The organism is Lacrimispora sphenoides, from assembly GCF_900105215.1.
In the GTDB taxonomy this organism is placed as follows: Bacteria; Bacillota; Clostridia; order Lachnospirales; family Lachnospiraceae; genus Lacrimispora; species Lacrimispora sphenoides_A.
This window is the reverse complement of record NZ_FOIP01000001.1, coordinates 3,195,098-3,212,151: the sequence shown is the minus strand read 5'-3', so window position 1 is coordinate 3,212,151 and position 17,054 is coordinate 3,195,098. Positions and strand designations below refer to the sequence as shown.

The window sequence follows — 17,054 nt, the reverse complement described above, 5'->3', positions numbered from 1 at the left end:
ACCCCCATATGACCAAATCCGCATACTACCAACGTCCCGAAGACCGTTCCTTCCAGGGCAGACAAGTGGAAGGCCTGTTAGAAAACGTTGAATATTCCCTTAATTCCAATATCCGTATCTGGCATAACATTCAAATGGAAGGCTACGCACCTCACCAGCACAGTGCATTGGAAATTCTCATACCCGTGGAATGTGACTATACCGTCATCATCAACAAAAAATCCTTCACCTTACATCCGGGCGACATTCTCTTTATCCCCCGCTTTTCCATCCATGAGATCCTTCCGGCTACCAGCGGTTCCCGCTTCATTTATATGTTCAACATGGAACCACTGTCCAGTTTTTACGATTCCTCCTTTTTGGATGTGGTTCTGTTAGAACCTTGCCTTATGAACAAGCAAAACCATAGCCGGATTTATGAACGGATCTATTCCGGTTTCATGGAGATCAACGACATCTATTTTCCAGGCGGGATCTTTTGGGAATATTCTATTTATGCGATCCTGATCAACCTCTTAACGACAATCGGCGGAGAGTACTATCATGCCCTCTCCGCCAATTCACAAACCTCTCAAGAAAAACATTATGAGTATTACCAGAAGTTCACAGGCCTTTTGTCCTACATTGACGCCCATTACGGGGAGAACTTAACGTTAGAAAAAATGGCCGCCCACATAGGCTTTTCCAAATACCATTTTTCCCGCCTGTTTAAAGAACATACCAACTCTACTTTTTATGACTATTTAAGCCGCAAACGCATTCAGGCGGCTCAGGAAATGTTATTGGCTGGCGAATCGATCACCTCAATCGCCTTCCAAACCGGGTTCAACAATCCGGCTTCCTTTAGCCGGTGCTTTAAGAAGTATACAAAATACAATCCTACCGAGTTTCGCAGCCAATTTTCCCTTTCGTCTATCCCTTAACGCCACCTAACGCAACACCGGAAATTATGTAACGGGAAAGAAGCAGATAAACCACAATCAGGGGCAACACCGTCAAAGCCAGCCCCATATAAACAGAGCCATATTCTGTCTTATAAATATCCCCGCGAAGCAGGCTTACCATAATGGGCATGGTATACTTCTTCTGATCCGTCAAAAGCACCAGAGGGGTAAACAAATTGTTCCAGCTGGACACAAAGCAGAAGATCGCCTGTGTTGCAATGGCCGGTTTCATAATTGGCATAGCAATCCGGTTAAAGATATAGAACTCCCCTGCCCCATCAATGCGGGCAGCCTGAATGATTTCCAGTGACAAAGAAGGCAGCATATACTGCCTCATAAAGAACACCATAGCAGGAGAGGCAATGGCCGGTAATATGAGCATGAGGAAATTGTTCGTCATATGAATCCGGTAAACCATCTGGTAGAAACCGATCATCGTAATCTGGGCCGGAACCATCATAATTGCCATGATAAAGCTGAAAAATGGTTTACGGAATCTCCAGTTGTACACCACCAGCCCGTATGCGGTCATGTTGGAAAAATACACCGCACAAAGAGTTGCTCCTGTGGAAATGATAAGGGAATTCAAAAAACCATTGGCAGGATTAAAACTTTTTCCCAACAAAATAGCTATATTCTTCATCATATAAGTAGAAGGAAGAAGCGAAATTGCGTGTTGCTGTATCTGTACCGTAGAACGGGTGGCATTGATCACCATAATGTAAAACGGGGCAATGCTTAAAATTGCAAGGAAAACACATACCACGTAAATAATGACTTTCAATATCAATGAGCTGCGCTTTTTATTCATGTGATTTCCTCCGTTCCTTCTGCATTTTCCTATATTCCCGTTCCTGCTGTTTGGTCAGCTTCTCCAATTCTGCTTCGTCCTTATCCCTCATTGCAAAAAACAAAATTGCAGATGCAGCGCAAATGATCACAAACATGATCATACTGGCGGCGGAAGCCCGATTGTATAAGTAACTGCCGCTAAAGGCCTGATTATAGATAAATACGCTGGTGGTTAAGGTGGCATTGTCCGGTCCGCCAAGTAAAAACAGCTTTGGAATATCGAACATCTGTAAACCGCCAATCAAACTGGTTACCAATGTAAACAGCAGAATGGTTTTTAAGTTGGGGATCGTGATATAGAAAAAGGTCTGAATCCGGTTTGCCCCATCTACCTCTGCGGATTCAAAGATTTCAGGACTGATTCCCAGTACGCCGGATATCAAAATAATCATGGTATAGCCATACCACGTCCAGAACTGAATAAATGATACGCTTCCCCTTGCCACGGCTTTGTTGACCTGAAAATTAATTGGTTGGTCCGTAATCCCTAAGGTCATTAAAATATCATTGACCGGTCCCATGGGATAGCCGATAAGGGCGTTGAACAGAATGGCGACGGTAGCTGCAGTAATAATGTTGGGCATATAAAACAATACCTTAAACAGTCCTTTTCCTTTGATGTGATTCCGGTTATCCGTAAACCACGCCGTTAAAAGCAGGGCCAGACCTATCTGAGGGATAAAGTTGCATATCCACATGCCTAAAGTGTTCCGAAATGACTTCTGGAACGAGGGATTTGCTAAAATGTTCTTAAAGTTTAAAAATGGATCGTCCGCCAGAAAATGAAACTTTACCGTACCCAATCCCTTACAATCCGTAAATCCAATAACAGTAGTAAAAATAATCGGATATAAAGTGAAAATAAGAAATGCAATGGTAAAGGGCAGACAGAAAATGTATCCCCATTTCGCATAACCAGAATGTTTTCGTTTCATGTAAGTTCCTCCATTCAACGCAATTGGGCGGACAAGAAGAAAGATCCTCCCCTCCTGCCCGCTCAAAATTATTTATTCAACGGTGATATCCAGATTATCTGCTACCTGCTGTTTGAAATCCTTAATCGCCTGTTCTCTGCTCTTGTTTCCTGCGGTGTATTCCCGTACCTGATCTCTCCAATACATGTTAATGGTTTCATCGTACTGTGTCAGGTTCGTACCCTTTGCATATTTATTTGCCGGAACAAATACGTCAAACATATTCTGTCCGTTTAAGAAGTCAATAGAGCCGTCGGATTTGGCCATAACTGTACCGGAAGCTACGGTGTCCTTTGTTCCCGCATCATTCATAGTACCGTTTGCCCACATGTACTGCAAGCCGTTTTCGGAAGTTTCCAGAGTGATCCACTGGATAATATCACCAACTGCTTTTTTCACCTCAGAATCTTTATTTGCCATTACCCATGTGCCGCCCCAGAAAAAGCCGATAGGAGATTCGCATACTGCCCAGTCACCAAAGGTTCCTTCTCCGATTTTCTCGCCGCCTGAGTTAGGAGCCATCACATAGTTGATCAGCCATGCCGGACCAAAGAAGCCTAAAACCGGTTTAGAGCCCTGGCCCTTCATGTCCGCAAACCAGGCATCCTGCCAGTCTCTGGTATCATTGTGAAGTCCTCCATCCATCAGCTTCTTAGACAGATCCAAAAACTCTTCCCGCTTCGGGTCAATATTCAGCTTGCCATCCACAATCCAGCCTGTATCAGAACTGTTTTCCACTGCGTGCCACAGATCACCGTCACCGGATATGATCCCGTAGCCTTTGGCTTTTAAATCATTTGCAGCATTGAAAAATGAATCCCAGCTATTGCTTCCCGCTCCCAATTTAGCACCGACTTCCTTCGGATCATCGGTTCCCCAAGTATCCTTTGCAATGGAACGGCGATAGATAAATGCACCGCCAGTCGCCTGGTATCCTAAGGCAACCAGCTTGTTATCCTGATTGGTTCCTATGTCCATGGTATACTTGGCGATATCCGCTTCCTTCACTTTTGCGGCTACGTCAATTCCCAGGTCCTCGTAGGGAGCCGCATATTGGCCGGCATCTCCCTGCGTGTATTTAAGTACAAATGCGGCTTCTGCACAATACAGATCCGGTGCATTGGTCCCGCCTGCCGCCAGTGCCTGATCCAGTGCCGGCTGATAAGCGCCGTCCGTTGTGGCAATGATCGTAGGATTGATTTCATAATCAAAATCCGGATGCAATTCTTTGTATTTTTCGATCATTTTAGGCACTTCATCCGTAAATGCCCAGACATTGATCACCTTTTTTCCAGGTTCCGACGTTTCTGCCTTTTCCGTGGATTCGCTCTTTGCTGCTGTTTCTGTAGATTCGTTCTTTGCCCCCGTTTCCGCGGATCCGCTCTTTGCACCGCCGCTGCATCCCGATAACACTCCTGCCAGCACACACGCACCTGCCAGCATAATAAACCGTTTTTTCATGTTTATTCCTCCTCCTTTTCATAATCTGCAAAAAACTTTCTGTGTTGACTTGTAAATTCAGTGTATCATACAAGATGTCTTTTCGCCTTACAAATCTTGCTTTTTAATGTACAGAAATTGCTTTTTGGCATGAAATTATTGTTTTAGTTTATGGAGGTATTTTTTTATACAATGTAATTTTTTTGTGTATTTATAATTATTAAGCTCTATTTTTATTACTTTCTATATTTATTTTGTCCTTAAGGTTCTTATTTTTCACTTTTTTCTTATAGCAAGAAATGCGATGAGTTTCAATAGATTTCAAAATTCGAGGATTCAAAAGGTGTTTTTAAATTAAAAAAAGCACTTTCTGCCGGAATTTGGCGGAAAATGCTTTTTTATTTTTATTGAATAGCTGCAGTCTGACAGTTTGTCACCGGCTGCTGCACCTCCAGGGACTTGTTATAAAAATAACGAATGACATCCTTGCGGGTAATGATCCCGATAAAATTCTTTTGGTCATCTACAACAGGCACAAAATTTTGGTTTAATGCCTTATCAATCAAATCTTCCATATTGGAATCGGCATATACGGGACGGTTATCTGACCTTCTGTCAAGGGCAGCCACCGTTACCTGCTCCGCTTCCTTTAAGTTAAGATTGAATTTGTTCTTGATTCCCCAAAGCATGTCCCCTTCCGTGATTGTTCCTACATATTTCCCCCGTCTGTTTATAACGGGCACTGCAGAGTATTTGTGATACTCCATCTTCTCTAGCGCCTGGCGCAGAGAATCATCCTCAAAAATATAAGCCACCTCATTCTTAGGTGTTAAAAAAAATAAAATGTTCATAGCCACACTCCCCGTTGATTCTCGTGAAGGCAACAAGCCAAGGTCAAGCGAACCTGACTTTGGCGGCTGCCCACGGGGTCAAATATTCCACAGTTTGCTGCGGGTATTTGACTGATCGGTTATAGTATAGCAGATGACTCTTAATCACGTATGAACATTTTATTATTTTTTTATAACTTTTTCCTGAGATTTCCTCTTTTCGGCTTACTGCATTTGATCCAGGGGATCAATAGCCTTATCATTATGAGTTAATTCAAAGTATACGTTGGCGCCTTCCACGGAATAATATTTGGTAGGTTCGTTTACATAGCCTAAGACCTGACCTTCTTTGACATATTCATTTTCTACAACTTGCAGCTCTTTTAACTGGCCGCAGATAGCTGTATAATTGTTGCCCATATTTAAGACAACGTAGCTTCCGATTTCTTCATTGGAGCCGACTTTTTCAACTTTTGCATTGGCAGGAGCCACAACAGGAGTACTTACATCTCCCTGGATCACAAGCCCTGGATTGCATTTATACTGGTCCAGAGTCGGAAAATAGATTGTGGTATCCATGCTGTAGTCTAAAATGACATTTCCGCGTACTGGCCAGGTCATTCTGGTTGCATCATTAAAATTAAGTACCAGAGACGTTGCCGCGCTTTTGTCTGTTCCGGTCTTTACTGCCGGAGCCTGTGTTTCCTGAGCTGCAGAGGCTTTATTGGAATCAGCCACCTGCATTTCTTCTTCCATTGTTGCATTGGAATCTCCTGCAACTGCCACTTGTGTTTCTTGGGGGACTGATTCTTCAACAATCATATTGCTCTGATCCGGTACTTGCAGATAAGGGCTTTCTCCTCCACCATTTCCTCTTTGAATGGTAATGACTCCTGCTGCAGCTACTATAGTCAGCAGGCCTAGAACCAACAGGACAAGGAATACTTTATCCTTGAACAATTGACTTATTTTTTCCTTCACGTTTATCACCTCGATAATATTCTTACCAAGAGTGAAAGAGTTATTCAGAAATAAAAGAAAAATTTTCAAATTTGTTGTAGTGATACTGTACCCCCTGCAACTACAGTGCTCATTACAAATTTTATCCAATAAATTTCATGATTCCAACTGCTGCCACAGTGTTGTTATTATTTTCATGCATCTGGAATATGTTTCCATTTCGCAGCTGGTACAACGATTGATTTGCAAACCCAATAAAGGAGATTCTCTGTGAAATCTTGAGGCATAATAATGCCCTCCATTACTTATTCAGAATTTAAAGCAATATTTTTATAAAAATAAGGAAGAATTTGTTCCGCCGTCCAGCCTTCCTCTGCTTTGCACCTGGCTCCAAACTGGCTCATGCCATATCCGTGCCCAATTCCCTGGCAGACCGCCCGGATTCCCTCTTCATATTCTTCAAAACTAAAGGCTGCGGAAGGAAGTCCCAGAACCCGCTGAATTTCCTCTCCCGTATATACCTTAGTACCAATCTGGATCTGCCCCACATATCCCCCCTCATCCCGGAGTACAATCTGAATGCTTCCCGGAATCTGATCTGCCTTCACAGGTACGTCGCCGGAAATCTGATTGATTTTTTCCGCAAAATCTTCTTTCTTATATGCAACCATAGTGAGAAAACCTTCCGCTTCCACATCCTTGGAACAGGCAACCTCCTGCAAATACGGATGGTTTTCATCTCCTGCTCTGGTCTTTCCGGTGCTCGCCCGGTGGAATAAGGGATCGATCAGCTTCCCGTCATACATCATGACCATTTTCGTGGTAGACCGGACTGCGTTTTCCACTGCCTGATAGCTGGCAACAAAGGATTCGCTTCCCCACAGCTTTTCCATCTGCTGTTCCTCCAGATACTCCATGTGAAGTTCCGATTCTTTCACTTCATTTTGCCCGTTCATTTTTCCGTAGATGTATGTCCGGGCAATGATCGCCTGGGCCCTTAAAGCCTCCCTGCCATAATCGGCCGGCATCTGCTTAGCCACCACGCCGGGCAGATATTCTTCCACATCCATATAGGATTCTCCGCTTTTCCGGTCCAGAATGATCTTCTTACCGCTGGTGATCATGGGGAACTCCTTCTTCTCCTCGATCTTACCCGTCCATGCCATGGTAATTATGTATGGAAACAACAGCGCAAGAATACACGCCATAACCGCTTTTTTTATCATTCCGAATCACCACCCTTTCCATCTTCCTGTCCCCTTGTTCAATATATGCAAAAAAACGCTCCGGAATCACTTCCGGAACGTTTTTACAATCTTATACTTCTTCCAGCTCTACCTTTACCTTCTCTAAGTGCCAGATATCCTTTACATATTCTTCGATGGTTCGGTCTGAGGTAAACTTGCCGCTGTTTGCAACATTTAATATGGCAGCCTTCGCCCACCACGCTTCATCCCGGTACGCCTGGTCGATCCGGCGCTGAGCTTCTGCATAGGATGGGAAATCCTTTAAAATAAAGTATGTGTCCGCACGGTCACTGCTCTGTGTATTTAATAAGGAATTATAAATATCGCGGAACAGTTCCGGGTTCTGGGGAGAATAATAGCCGTTGATCAGCTGCATCAGCACCCTGCGTATCTCGTAGTTGTTGTTGAAAATCTCCATGGGATTATATCCGCCCTCGTTCTCATAGCGGATCACCTCGTCTGAAGACATACCGAAGATAAAGGCATTCTCCGCTCCCACTTCCTCTACGATTTCCACATTGGCTCCATCCATGGTTCCAAGGGTCAGAGCACCGTTTAACATGAATTTCATATTTCCCGTACCGGAGGCCTCCTTGCTTGCCGTGGATATCTGTTCGCTTACATCTGCCGCAGCAAAGATGATTTCTGCATTGGAAACCTTATAGTCCTCAATAAACACAACCTTGATCTTACCGCCGATGCTTCTGTCGTTATTAATCACATCAGCCACCGCGTTGATCAGCTTAATGGTCAGCTTTGCACGCTCATAGCCTGCCGCAGCCTTTGCGCCGAACAAAAAGGTCCTGGGAACCATATCAAGGTTTGGGTTATCCTTTAGCTGATTGTACAAATACATTACGTGCAGGATGTTCATAAGCTGCCGCTTGTATTCGTGGAGACGCTTTACCTGAACATCAAACATGGATCTGGGATCCACTTCAATGCCGTTATGCTCTTTTATATATTTTGCCAGGCGCACCTTGTTCTGGTATTTGATGTCCATAAACTCCTGCCGGCACCTGGGGTCATCGGCATAGATTGCCAGACGGTGTATATGAGGCAGATTGGTGATCCAGTCGTTTCCGATTTTTCTTGTCACCCATTCGGCCAAAAGGGGATTTCCATGCAGAAGGAACCGCCTCTGGGTGATGCCGTTTGTCTTGTTGTTGAATTTCTCCGGCATCATCTGATAGAAGTCTTTTAGCTCCTGGTTCTTTAAAATTTCTGTATGAAGTCTGGCAACACCATTTACCGAGAAGCCTCCCACAATGGCCAGATTGGCCATGCGGACCTGACCATCGTAAACGATGGACATTTTCCGAAGCTTTTCCTGGCTGCCCGGATACATCTCCATGATCTTCTGCTGGAATCTCCGGTTTATCTCTTCTACGATCTGATAGATTCTGGGAAGCAATCTGGAAAACAGCTCAATGGGCCATTTTTCCAAAGCTTCCGACATAATGGTATGGTTGGTATAGGCGCAGGTCTTTGTCGTGATCTCCCATGCTTCATCCCAGCTTAAGCTGTAATCATCAAGAAGGATTCTCATAAGCTCCGGGACTGCCACGGTGGGATGGGTATCATTCAGCTGGAAAACCGTCTTTTCGAAGAACTTATGTATATCTTCATGCTTTTCCATGTACTTCATAACCGCCCTCTGTACACTGGCGGATATAAAGAAGTACTGCTGTTTCAAACGGAGTTCTTTTCCTGCATAATGGTTGTCATTGGGATAAAGGACCTCTACGATGGTTTTCGCCAGGTTTTCCTGTTCCACCGCCTTCTGGTAATCACCCCTGTCAAAGGAATCCAGACTGAAGGTATTGATGGCCTGGGCATCCCAGATCCTTAAGGTGTTCACTACATTATTTCCATATCCAACGATGGGCATATCATAGGGAACTGCAAGGACAGACTGATATCCCTCCTGGATAAAGCGTTCCCTTCCATTTTCCCTTATGGTATTGACATAGCCTCCGAATTTTACCTCAGTGGCATATTCGGCGCGGCGCAGCTCAAATGGATAGCCGTTTTTCAGCCAGTCGTCAGGAACTTCTACCTGAAATCCGCCTTCTATTTTCTGTTTGAACATGCCGTACCGGTATCGGATGCCGCAGCCATAAGCCGGATACCCGAGGGTTGCCAGGGAATCCAGGAAGCAGGCCGCAAGACGGCCCAGCCCCCCGTTTCCAAGAGCCGGATCCGGCTCCTGGTCCTCTATGGTGTTTAAATCAAAGCCCAGTTCTTCAAGAACTTCCTTTACTTCCGGCTGAGCCATAATGCTTATGATGTTATTGCCCAGAGCGCGGCCCATAAGGAATTCCATTGACAGATAATAAAGGGTTTTTACATCCTGATCTTCATACGCCTTATGGGTTGCGATCCATTCATCTATGATAACATCTTTTACTGCATAGGCCACTGCCTGGTACATCTGCTCCGGAGTTGCCTCATCAACCGTCTTGCGGAATACATTCTTCATGTTAAACAGAACACTTTTCTTAAAGATCTCCTTATCAAATCCCATACTCATTCTACAAGGCCTCCTAACCGTTTACTGAACCTTTTCCACACCCAGGGTTACATTTTCACCGTTAATGCTCCATTCTTTCACATAACCGGCCGGCGTTTCAAGGATGATGTCTTTTGCAAGCACTTCGCTCTTTACTTCTTCCTCATGGTCTTTTAATATACCGGCAATTTTTTCATTGCCCTTGCTGTACACCAGAATGTGATCCATCACCTCAAAACCGGCTTCCTTACGCATGGTCTGGATCTTACTGATCAGCTCACGGACAAATCCCTCTGCCAAAAGCTCAGGTGTTAAATTGGTATCCAGTACAACTGTGATGGTGTTATCGCCTTCGGATACGTAGCCTTCTGTCTGAGCGGTATCAATAAGAAGGTCTTCCTTGGTGAGCACAACTTCTGTTCCGTCAAAAGTAAAGGTGAGAGCGCCTGTTTCATTCAGGGTATCCATAGCCTCATTGCCGTTGACCTCTAAAAGGGCCTTTTTAATGGCTCCAAGCTGTTTGCCGTATTTCGGTCCAACGGTCTTTAACTGGGGTTTAAAGCTGTAGGATGTGAAATCCCTTACATCATCGGTGAATGCCACTTTTTTTACGTTCAGCTCTTCCTCAATGATTTCCTGGTAAAATACAGGAAGTACATGAGGTGCTTTTACAAACATCTGGCCAATCGGCTGGCGGTTCTTTAAATTGGCAGTATTTCTGGCAGCCCGGCCCATGACTACGATTTTTAATACTTCATCCATGTCAGTTTCCAGCTGCTTATCGATATAGGCTTTATTTGCCACTGGATAATCGCACAAATGGATGCTCTCCGGTGCAGACTTATCCACGCTGCAAACCATGTTCTGATAGATCTCTTCGGTCATGAACGGGATGAGCGGAGCCGCCGCCTTGCTTACGGTGACAAGGGCTGTGTAAAGTGTCATATAAGCGTTGATCTTATCCTGCTCCATTCCCTTGGCCCAGAAGCGCTCCCTGCTCCGGCGTACATACCAGTTGCTCATATCGTCAACAAAATCCTGAAGCGCTCTTGCTGCTTCCGGTATCTGATAGCCGGTAAGGAATGCATCCACATCGTCCACCAGCGTGTTCAGCTTGGAGAGAAGCCATTTATCCATGACAGGAAGCTTTTCGTATTCCAGACTGTATTTTGTGGGGTCAAATTCATCAATATTCGCATAAAGCACAAAGAATGCATAGGTATTCCACAGGGTACCCATAAATTTGCGCTGTCCTTCCATAACCGCTTTTCCGTGGAAACGGTTCGGCAGCCATGGTGCGCTGTTCACATAGAAATACCAGCGGATGGCGTCTGCCCCGTAGGTATCCAGAGCATCAAATGGGTCTACCGCATTTCCCTTGGATTTGCTCATCTTCTGCCCGTTCTCATCCTGGACATGCCCCAGAACGATTACATTTTTATATGGCGCCTTGTTGAAAATTAAAGTAGAGATGGCAAGGAGGGAGTAGAACCAGCCTCTTGTCTGATCCACGGCCTCAGAAATAAAGTCAGCCGGGAACTGTTTCTCAAACAGATCTTGGTTTTCAAAAGGATAATGATGCTGTGCAAAGGGCATGGAACCGGAGTCAAACCAGCAGTCGATTACTTCCGGCACCCTCTTCATCTGTTTTCCGCACTCCGGACAGGTAATGGTCACTGCGTCGATGTAAGGACGGTGAAGCTCAATGTCTTCCGGACAATTAGGGGACATGGACTTTAATTCTTCAATGCTTCCGATGGAATGTTGATGTCCGCACTCACATTCCCAAACGTTAAGAGGAGTTCCCCAGTAACGGTTTCTGCTGATTCCCCAGTCCTGGACATTTTCCAGCCAGTCGCCGAAACGTCCTTTTCCGATGCTTTCCGGAATCCAGTTGATCGTATTGTTATTACGGATCAAGTCTTCCTTTACATCCGTCATCTTAATGAACCAGGATTCTCTTGCATAGTAGATTAACGGGGTGTCACATCTCCAGCAGTGAGGATAGCTGTGTTCGAATACAGGCGCGGAGAATAAAAGGCCTCTTTCTTCCAAGTCCTTTAATATCATTGGATCCGCCTTCTTACAGAAGGTGCCTGCCCACTTGGTTTCCTCTGTCATCTCGCCTGCCGCATTGACCAGCTGTACAAAAGGAAGGTCATATTTTTTGCCCACCTTGGAGTCATCCTCACCAAAGGCCGGAGCGATATGAACAACACCGGTACCATCAGTCAGGGTAACATAAGTGTCACAGGTTACATAATATGCTTTTTTATTTGGTGTTACGAAGTCAAATAAAGGCTCGTATTCTTTATATTCCAAGTCCTTTCCAGTGTACTTCTCTAAAACCGTGTATTCCTCTCCAAGAACCTTTTCACACAGAGCCTCTGCCATATAATAGGTATAGTCTCCTGTCTGCACCTTTACATAGGTCTCTTCAGGATTTACACATAAGCCTACGTTGGAAGGAAGGGTCCACGGAGTTGTGGTCCATGCCAGAATATAGGCGTCTTCTCCCTTTACCTTAAACCGGACGATGGCGGAGCGTTCCTTTACATCCTTATATCCCTGAGCTACCTCATGGCTGGATAAGGGAGTTCCGCACCGCGGACAATAGGGAACGATCTTAAAGCCTTTATACAAAAGACCCTTCTCCCAGATTTTCTTTAATGCCCACCACTCAGATTCAATAAAATTATTTTCATACGTTACATAAGGGTCATCCATATCGGCCCAAAAGCCTACGGTCTTTGAGAAATCCTCCCACATGCCCTTGTATTTCCAAACGCTTTCCTTGCAATACTTGATAAATGGCTCCAGGCCATACTCCTCGATCTGTTCCTTACCGTCAAGGCCCAGCATCTTTTCCACTTCCAGCTCAACCGGCAGTCCGTGGGTATCCCAACCGGCCTTACGGGGAACGTCATACCCTTTCATTGTCCGGTATCTTGGAATCATATCCTTGATAACTCTGGTCAATACGTGCCCGATGTGGGGTTTTCCATTGGCTGTAGGGGGACCGTCATAGAACGGATATGTCTCCCCTCCCTTACGGTTTTCCATGCTCTTTCTGAAAATATCATGGTCTTCCCAGAATTTTTCTACCTCTTTTTCTCTTGCTACAAAATTCAAGTCTGTAGGGACTTTCTTGTACATCTTTAGCGACCTCCATTTCTCCATATATAAAAAAAGCTCCCATCCCGTAATCAGGACGAAAGCCTCACTATATCTCCGTTGTACCACCTATTACCGCATACCAGCATATGCTTTCCCTTAACGCAGAAAATACGTCCTGACCTACCGCCGATGCCTTCAGCCGGAAACTCCGGAGTGATATTCGAACCCATGCTACTTTCGCCAGGCTTCCACCCTCCCCGGCTCTCTTTGGATTTCCCATGGTCCTACTGTCTCCATCAAAGTTTTTCTTTCTATTATGATGTGATAATACTAATATTACCGTATTTTTTAATTATAGGGAGTAAGAAAAGAAATGTCAAGGCTATTTTGATTTTCAGCCGGCGTCCGGAAGGTATAAAGGGGAACGGGTACCGACTCATTTTCATGAAATTCGATACCCGTTCTACATGCTTTCATCCATTGGTTCCTAAATACCTCTCACGTTTTGTTTTTTGCATTGCGTTCTCTGGATGCTCTATATGAATTTTTTCCCGTTCCTTTCGCATAAAACCATCTACAATCTAAATTTTCGGCATTGCTATTTTCATTCTTCTATATTGTTATCCAGCTACCGAATAAAAATTCAATCGGGACAAATCAAAATTACCCATCGGATGAATATTTCTCTGCAGTTATAACGAACTATAGGCATATAAAGAGATTGGTAGATTTTCATTCCGGCTTCAGCCACGGTTCTCTGCTAAGGTTTAACGGTTTTTCCTTTTGCCTGAAATAGCCCTTTGCTGATTCAGGCGAAACTTATGTTTTCGGCGGAATCAACCTCCTTTTCTCTGTCATTCTCCGAAATAAATTGGAACGTCGGATTTGAAATTATTTTCTTTTGTTTATGGCTTTATTATATCCTATCTCTCTATATTTTGCAAGACTTTTTTACAAAAAATAATAAGTTAATTATTAATTTTCAAATTGTATTGTTTTATTTAGATTATTTAATCATTTATGAATACTTGTGTGATATTTTCGACGTTAATTTCATTGTTAAACTTTTGTCAATTCCATTGTTTTTTTGTAAACTTATGGTATAATGTGCGAAAAGGTTTAGTAAAAGGAAAAAAAAAGGAGAACAGCTATGAGCCAGCGCAATTTAACTTTATTAACAGACCTTTATGAATTGACCATGATGCAGGGATATTTTAAAGAGAAAGATGCCAACGAGACCGTTATATTCGATGTATTCTACCGCAGCAATCCGGGAGGCAACGGGTACGCGATCTGCGCAGGCTTGGAACAGGTCATTGAATATGTAAACGAGCTGCATTTCGAGCAGGAGGATGTGGATTATTTAAGATCCACCGGACTGTTTGAGGAAGATTTTCTGGAATATCTCCATCATTTTAAATTTTCCGGCGACATCTACGCCATTCCAGAGGGCACTGTCATATTCCCTCGCGAACCCTTAGTTAAAGTCATTGCCCCCATTATGGAGGCCCAGCTGATTGAAACCGCTTTGCTTAACATCATTAACCACCAGAGCTTAATTGCCACAAAAGCGGCCCGCGTCGTATTCGCTGCCGCCGGTGACGGGGTTATGGAATTCGGACTGCGCCGCGCACAGGGTCCTGATGCCGGAATTTATGGTGCCAGAGCTGCCATGATCGCAGGCTGCATCGGTACCTCTAATGTACTTGCAGGAAAAATGTTTCACGTTCCGGTGAGAGGAACCCATGCCCACAGCTGGATCATGAGCTTTCCCGATGAACTGACCGCATTCCGCAACTATGCAAAGCTTTATCCCACAGCATGCATTCTTCTGGTGGACACCTATGATACGTTAAAATCCGGTGTTCCCAATGCCATCAAAGTATTTAAGGAAATGCGGGAAGCCGGAATTCCTTTTACTACCTATGGAATCCGTTTAGACAGCGGAGACTTGGCATACCTTTCCAAAAAGGCCAAGAAGATGCTTGATGAGGCCGGATTTACTGATGCAGTGATCTCCGCCTCCAATGACCTTGACGAGACTCTGATCAACAGCTTAAAGATCCAGGGGGCTACCATAAACTCCTGGGGTGTTGGAACCAATTTGATCACCTCCAAGGACAGTCCTTCCTTTGGCGGCGTGTACAAGCTGGCAGCGATTATGGATAAAAAGACCGGCCAGTTTATCCCTAAGATCAAGCTTTCCGAAAATGCGGAAAAGATCACCAATCCCGGAAACAAGGCCATCAAACGTATTTATAGCCGGGAGACCGGTAAGATCATTGCGGACTTAATCTGCCTGGAAGGGGAAATCTTTAAAGAAAACCACTCCCTGCTTCTCTTCGACCCCATTGAAACATGGAAGAAAACACACCTGGCTCCCAACAGCTATACCATCAGGGATCTACTGGTCCAGATATTTAAAGACGGGAAATGCATTTATGAAACCCCTGCCGTTATGGACATCCAATCCTACTGTAAAAAGGAACTGGATACCCTTTGGGATGAATCCCGCCGTCTGGTAAATCCTCACGAGGTTCATGTAGACTTATCCAATGAGCTTTGGCATATGAAGAATCAGCTGTTAGAAAGCTATCATTTCAGAGACTGATCTGATCCGGTCTGTCCATTGTTCACAGTCTGGTCATAATCTTTTTACAGCCTGGTCAAATTTTCTTCATATTTAATCGATATACTAAAAACATCAGAAAAAGATGTTGCCAACATACTTTGAGATAAAAATTTTTTTCATAATTGCCGGTATTCCTCCATGGGATACCGGCTCCTCCCTTTTTAAGGCTTCTTTTTACATATCTTCTTACATCTGTTTCCTCACAACCGAATATTCATCCCCGAATTTAAAATGAGGACAGCGTTGAAAAGAATTGCTTAGAAAGCGTATCATCTCATCCTCATCCAGATTGATCTCACACTCATAGCATTCGTATTCTTCATTATAATCATAGTGTACACAATATTCACAACCCGTTTTCTGGTCCATTTTAATCTCTCCTCATACCTTTTTTCCTACTATCATAAACCGCACCCACTGCTTTTTTCAGCAGCCTTCCTACGGTCCCGTCAATGATCCAGGCAGCTGCCAGGGAGATCACAAACGTAAGGATCGTCTCACAAACGATTTTGGGTACGTAATAATGTCTTAAGAACGTCTTTTCCACCAGCCCTCTGGCTGCCTGTCCCAGAACCAGATAATGAATTAAATAGATGGAATAGCTGTACCTGCTTATACAGCCAACAACCTTTGCAAAGGCAGGCGACTTGATGTCCCCGAAACGTTCAAATAGCAAAAAAATAGCTGCAGCCATTGCTATCATAGTAGGAGCTAAGTCGTGAATTCCCGGTGTAAAGGATGGCGTAACACACTTTTGAACCATGGTGATGCAAAAGCCGGCGATTCCCAGAACCGCAAAGGGAAGGTAGCTGCTGCTGCCGTACAGGCGCTTTAATGCATAACCCAGGACAAAATAGATGAGCCAGCCTTTAAATATCATATATTGAAAGCCCTCTCCCACATCCAGGCCCAAAGCCGGAAGGTAGGTGCAGATTCCCTGGACAACCACCATAAGTGCAAGAAACAGTTTTAATTCCCTGTCGCTCATGGCCTTCATCATACGGGCTAAAAAAGGCGCGCAAAGATACAGCGCCATGATCACATACATAAACCACAGATGGGGCGTCATGGGAATGGTTCCTGTAAAAAGTCCCTTTCCAAAAGCTGCCAGATGTTCCTGCCACCGAAGGGGCTCCACTCCCAGATAAATAGCAAAGTACCAGTAATAAATCCCGCTGTAACATACAAAGGGAAGAACAATTGTCTGAAACCGGCTCCAGTAAAATCCCGGAATATCTTCTGTTCCGGTTTTTAAAAGGAAAAGGCCGCTAAGCATAAAATAAATCCCTACAAACGCCAAAAGCACCGGCGAAAGAGCTGCAGAAAACAGCCACTGCTTAAAATTCAGCGTCTCCCCAGGAACCGCATGAACCATAATGATGGCAAAGACCGCAAGAGTCCTTAAGTAATCGTATTTCACTTCCCGCTTTTTAAGCCCCATATCTCTTTCCTCCCTGCTTTCTCTGGGTTTAGAAAAGTATAGCATATAAAATCCGATTTTGACAAATTTTTTATTTTATTAAAAAAAGAGTAGACAAACGGAAAT

Annotated in this window: 13 protein-coding genes; 2 read left to right on the top strand and 11 right to left on the bottom strand. The window is 44.3% G+C overall.

Annotated elements, in window-relative coordinates:
• The first annotated feature begins 8 nt into the window (after positions 1 to 8).
• A complete protein-coding gene (locus BMW45_RS14555) occupies positions 9 to 923 on the top strand; it encodes an AraC family transcriptional regulator (protein WP_092244933.1) in 915 nt (304 codons plus the stop codon).
• On the opposite strand, the gene BMW45_RS14550 is transcribed toward BMW45_RS14555, so the two are convergent.
• From BMW45_RS14550 to BMW45_RS27840, 9 genes are all read right to left on the bottom strand, one after another.
• Entirely contained in the window at positions 913 to 1,755 is an 843-nt protein-coding gene (locus BMW45_RS14550; protein ID WP_092244930.1) for a carbohydrate ABC transporter permease, read from the bottom strand. The genes BMW45_RS14555 and BMW45_RS14550 overlap by 11 nt on opposite strands.
• Positions 1,748 to 2,731 (bottom strand): carbohydrate ABC transporter permease, encoded by a 984-nt coding sequence (locus tag BMW45_RS14545; protein WP_092244927.1) that lies wholly within the window; start codon positions 2,729 to 2,731, stop codon positions 1,748 to 1,750. Before BMW45_RS14545 ends, BMW45_RS14550 begins: the two co-directional genes overlap by 8 nt.
• 72 nt (positions 2,732 to 2,803) lie before the next feature.
• Positions 2,804 to 4,231: an ABC transporter substrate-binding protein gene (locus BMW45_RS14540; RefSeq protein WP_092244924.1), complete on the bottom strand. Its 1,428-nt coding sequence runs from the start codon at positions 4,229 to 4,231 to the stop codon at positions 2,804 to 2,806.
• Positions 4,232 to 4,614: 383 nt separating this feature from the next.
• Complete coding sequence (locus BMW45_RS14535; protein ID WP_025234243.1) at positions 4,615 to 5,061, bottom strand: CBS domain-containing protein; 447 nt, start codon at positions 5,059 to 5,061, stop codon at positions 4,615 to 4,617.
• A gap of 204 nt (positions 5,062 to 5,265) precedes the next feature.
• Positions 5,266 to 6,021 carry a M23 family metallopeptidase gene (locus BMW45_RS14530; RefSeq protein WP_092246521.1) on the bottom strand — a complete coding sequence of 252 codons (756 nt, stop codon included), beginning with the start codon at positions 6,019 to 6,021 and terminating at the stop codon, positions 5,266 to 5,268.
• Between the two features lie 284 nt (positions 6,022 to 6,305).
• On the bottom strand, positions 6,306 to 7,226 hold the full coding sequence (locus tag BMW45_RS14525) for a SpoIID/LytB domain-containing protein (RefSeq protein WP_092244921.1): 921 nt from the start codon (positions 7,224 to 7,226) through the stop codon (positions 6,306 to 6,308).
• A gap of 91 nt (positions 7,227 to 7,317) precedes the next feature.
• Positions 7,318 to 9,780 carry a glycogen/starch/alpha-glucan phosphorylase gene (locus BMW45_RS14520; RefSeq protein ID WP_025234247.1) on the bottom strand — a complete coding sequence of 821 codons (2,463 nt, stop codon included), beginning with the start codon at positions 9,778 to 9,780 and terminating at the stop codon, positions 7,318 to 7,320.
• 21 nt (positions 9,781 to 9,801) lie between these two features.
• On the bottom strand, positions 9,802 to 12,915 hold the full coding sequence (gene ileS, locus BMW45_RS14515) for an isoleucine--tRNA ligase (RefSeq protein WP_092244918.1): 3,114 nt from the start codon (positions 12,913 to 12,915) through the stop codon (positions 9,802 to 9,804).
• Positions 12,916 to 12,982: 67 nt separating this feature from the next.
• A complete protein-coding gene (locus tag BMW45_RS27840; protein ID WP_157724412.1) occupies positions 12,983 to 13,156 on the bottom strand; it encodes a hypothetical protein in 174 nt (57 codons plus the stop codon).
• Positions 13,157 to 14,026: 870 nt separating this feature from the next.
• Between BMW45_RS27840 and BMW45_RS14505 the strand changes: the two genes are divergently transcribed.
• Positions 14,027 to 15,487 carry a nicotinate phosphoribosyltransferase gene (locus tag BMW45_RS14505; protein WP_092244913.1) on the top strand — a complete coding sequence of 487 codons (1,461 nt, stop codon included), beginning with the start codon at positions 14,027 to 14,029 and terminating at the stop codon, positions 15,485 to 15,487.
• Between the two features lie 207 nt (positions 15,488 to 15,694).
• Here BMW45_RS14505 and BMW45_RS14500 read toward each other — a convergent pair whose 3' ends face one another.
• Entirely contained in the window at positions 15,695 to 15,877 is a 183-nt protein-coding gene (locus BMW45_RS14500) for a DUF6472 family protein (RefSeq protein WP_025234250.1), read from the bottom strand.
• A gap of 1 nt (position 15,878) precedes the next feature.
• A complete protein-coding gene (locus BMW45_RS14495; RefSeq protein ID WP_092244911.1) occupies positions 15,879 to 16,949 on the bottom strand; it encodes an acyltransferase in 1,071 nt (356 codons plus the stop codon).
• Positions 16,950 to 17,054: the final 105 nt, after the last annotated feature.

What these genes read in the sequence shown, in the direction of transcription:
- BMW45_RS14550 (WP_092244930.1), bottom strand. Translation starts at nt 1,755, where the DNA reads ATGAATAAAAAGCGCAGCTCATTGATATTGAAAGTCATTATTTACGTG.
- BMW45_RS14500 (WP_025234250.1), bottom strand. Translation starts at nt 15,877, where the DNA reads ATGGACCAGAAAACGGGTTGTGAATATTGTGTACACTATGATTATAAT.
- BMW45_RS14545 (WP_092244927.1), bottom strand. Translation starts at nt 2,731, where the DNA reads ATGAAACGAAAACATTCTGGTTATGCGAAATGGGGATACATTTTCTGT.
- BMW45_RS14495 (WP_092244911.1), bottom strand. Translation starts at nt 16,949, where the DNA reads ATGGGGCTTAAAAAGCGGGAAGTGAAATACGATTACTTAAGGACTCTT.
- BMW45_RS27840 (WP_157724412.1), bottom strand. Translation starts at nt 13,156, where the DNA reads ATGGGAAATCCAAAGAGAGCCGGGGAGGGTGGAAGCCTGGCGAAAGTA.
- BMW45_RS14555 (WP_092244933.1), top strand. Translation starts at nt 9, where the DNA reads ATGACCAAATCCGCATACTACCAACGTCCCGAAGACCGTTCCTTCCAG.
- BMW45_RS14520 (WP_025234247.1), bottom strand. Translation starts at nt 9,780, where the DNA reads ATGAGTATGGGATTTGATAAGGAGATCTTTAAGAAAAGTGTTCTGTTT.
- BMW45_RS14525 (WP_092244921.1), bottom strand. Translation starts at nt 7,226, where the DNA reads ATGATAAAAAAAGCGGTTATGGCGTGTATTCTTGCGCTGTTGTTTCCA.
- BMW45_RS14505 (WP_092244913.1), top strand. Translation starts at nt 14,027, where the DNA reads ATGAGCCAGCGCAATTTAACTTTATTAACAGACCTTTATGAATTGACC.
- BMW45_RS14540 (WP_092244924.1), bottom strand. Translation starts at nt 4,231, where the DNA reads ATGAAAAAACGGTTTATTATGCTGGCAGGTGCGTGTGTGCTGGCAGGA.
- BMW45_RS14535 (WP_025234243.1), bottom strand. Translation starts at nt 5,061, where the DNA reads ATGAACATTTTATTTTTTTTAACACCTAAGAATGAGGTGGCTTATATT.
- ileS (WP_092244918.1), bottom strand. Translation starts at nt 12,915, where the DNA reads ATGTACAAGAAAGTCCCTACAGACTTGAATTTTGTAGCAAGAGAAAAA.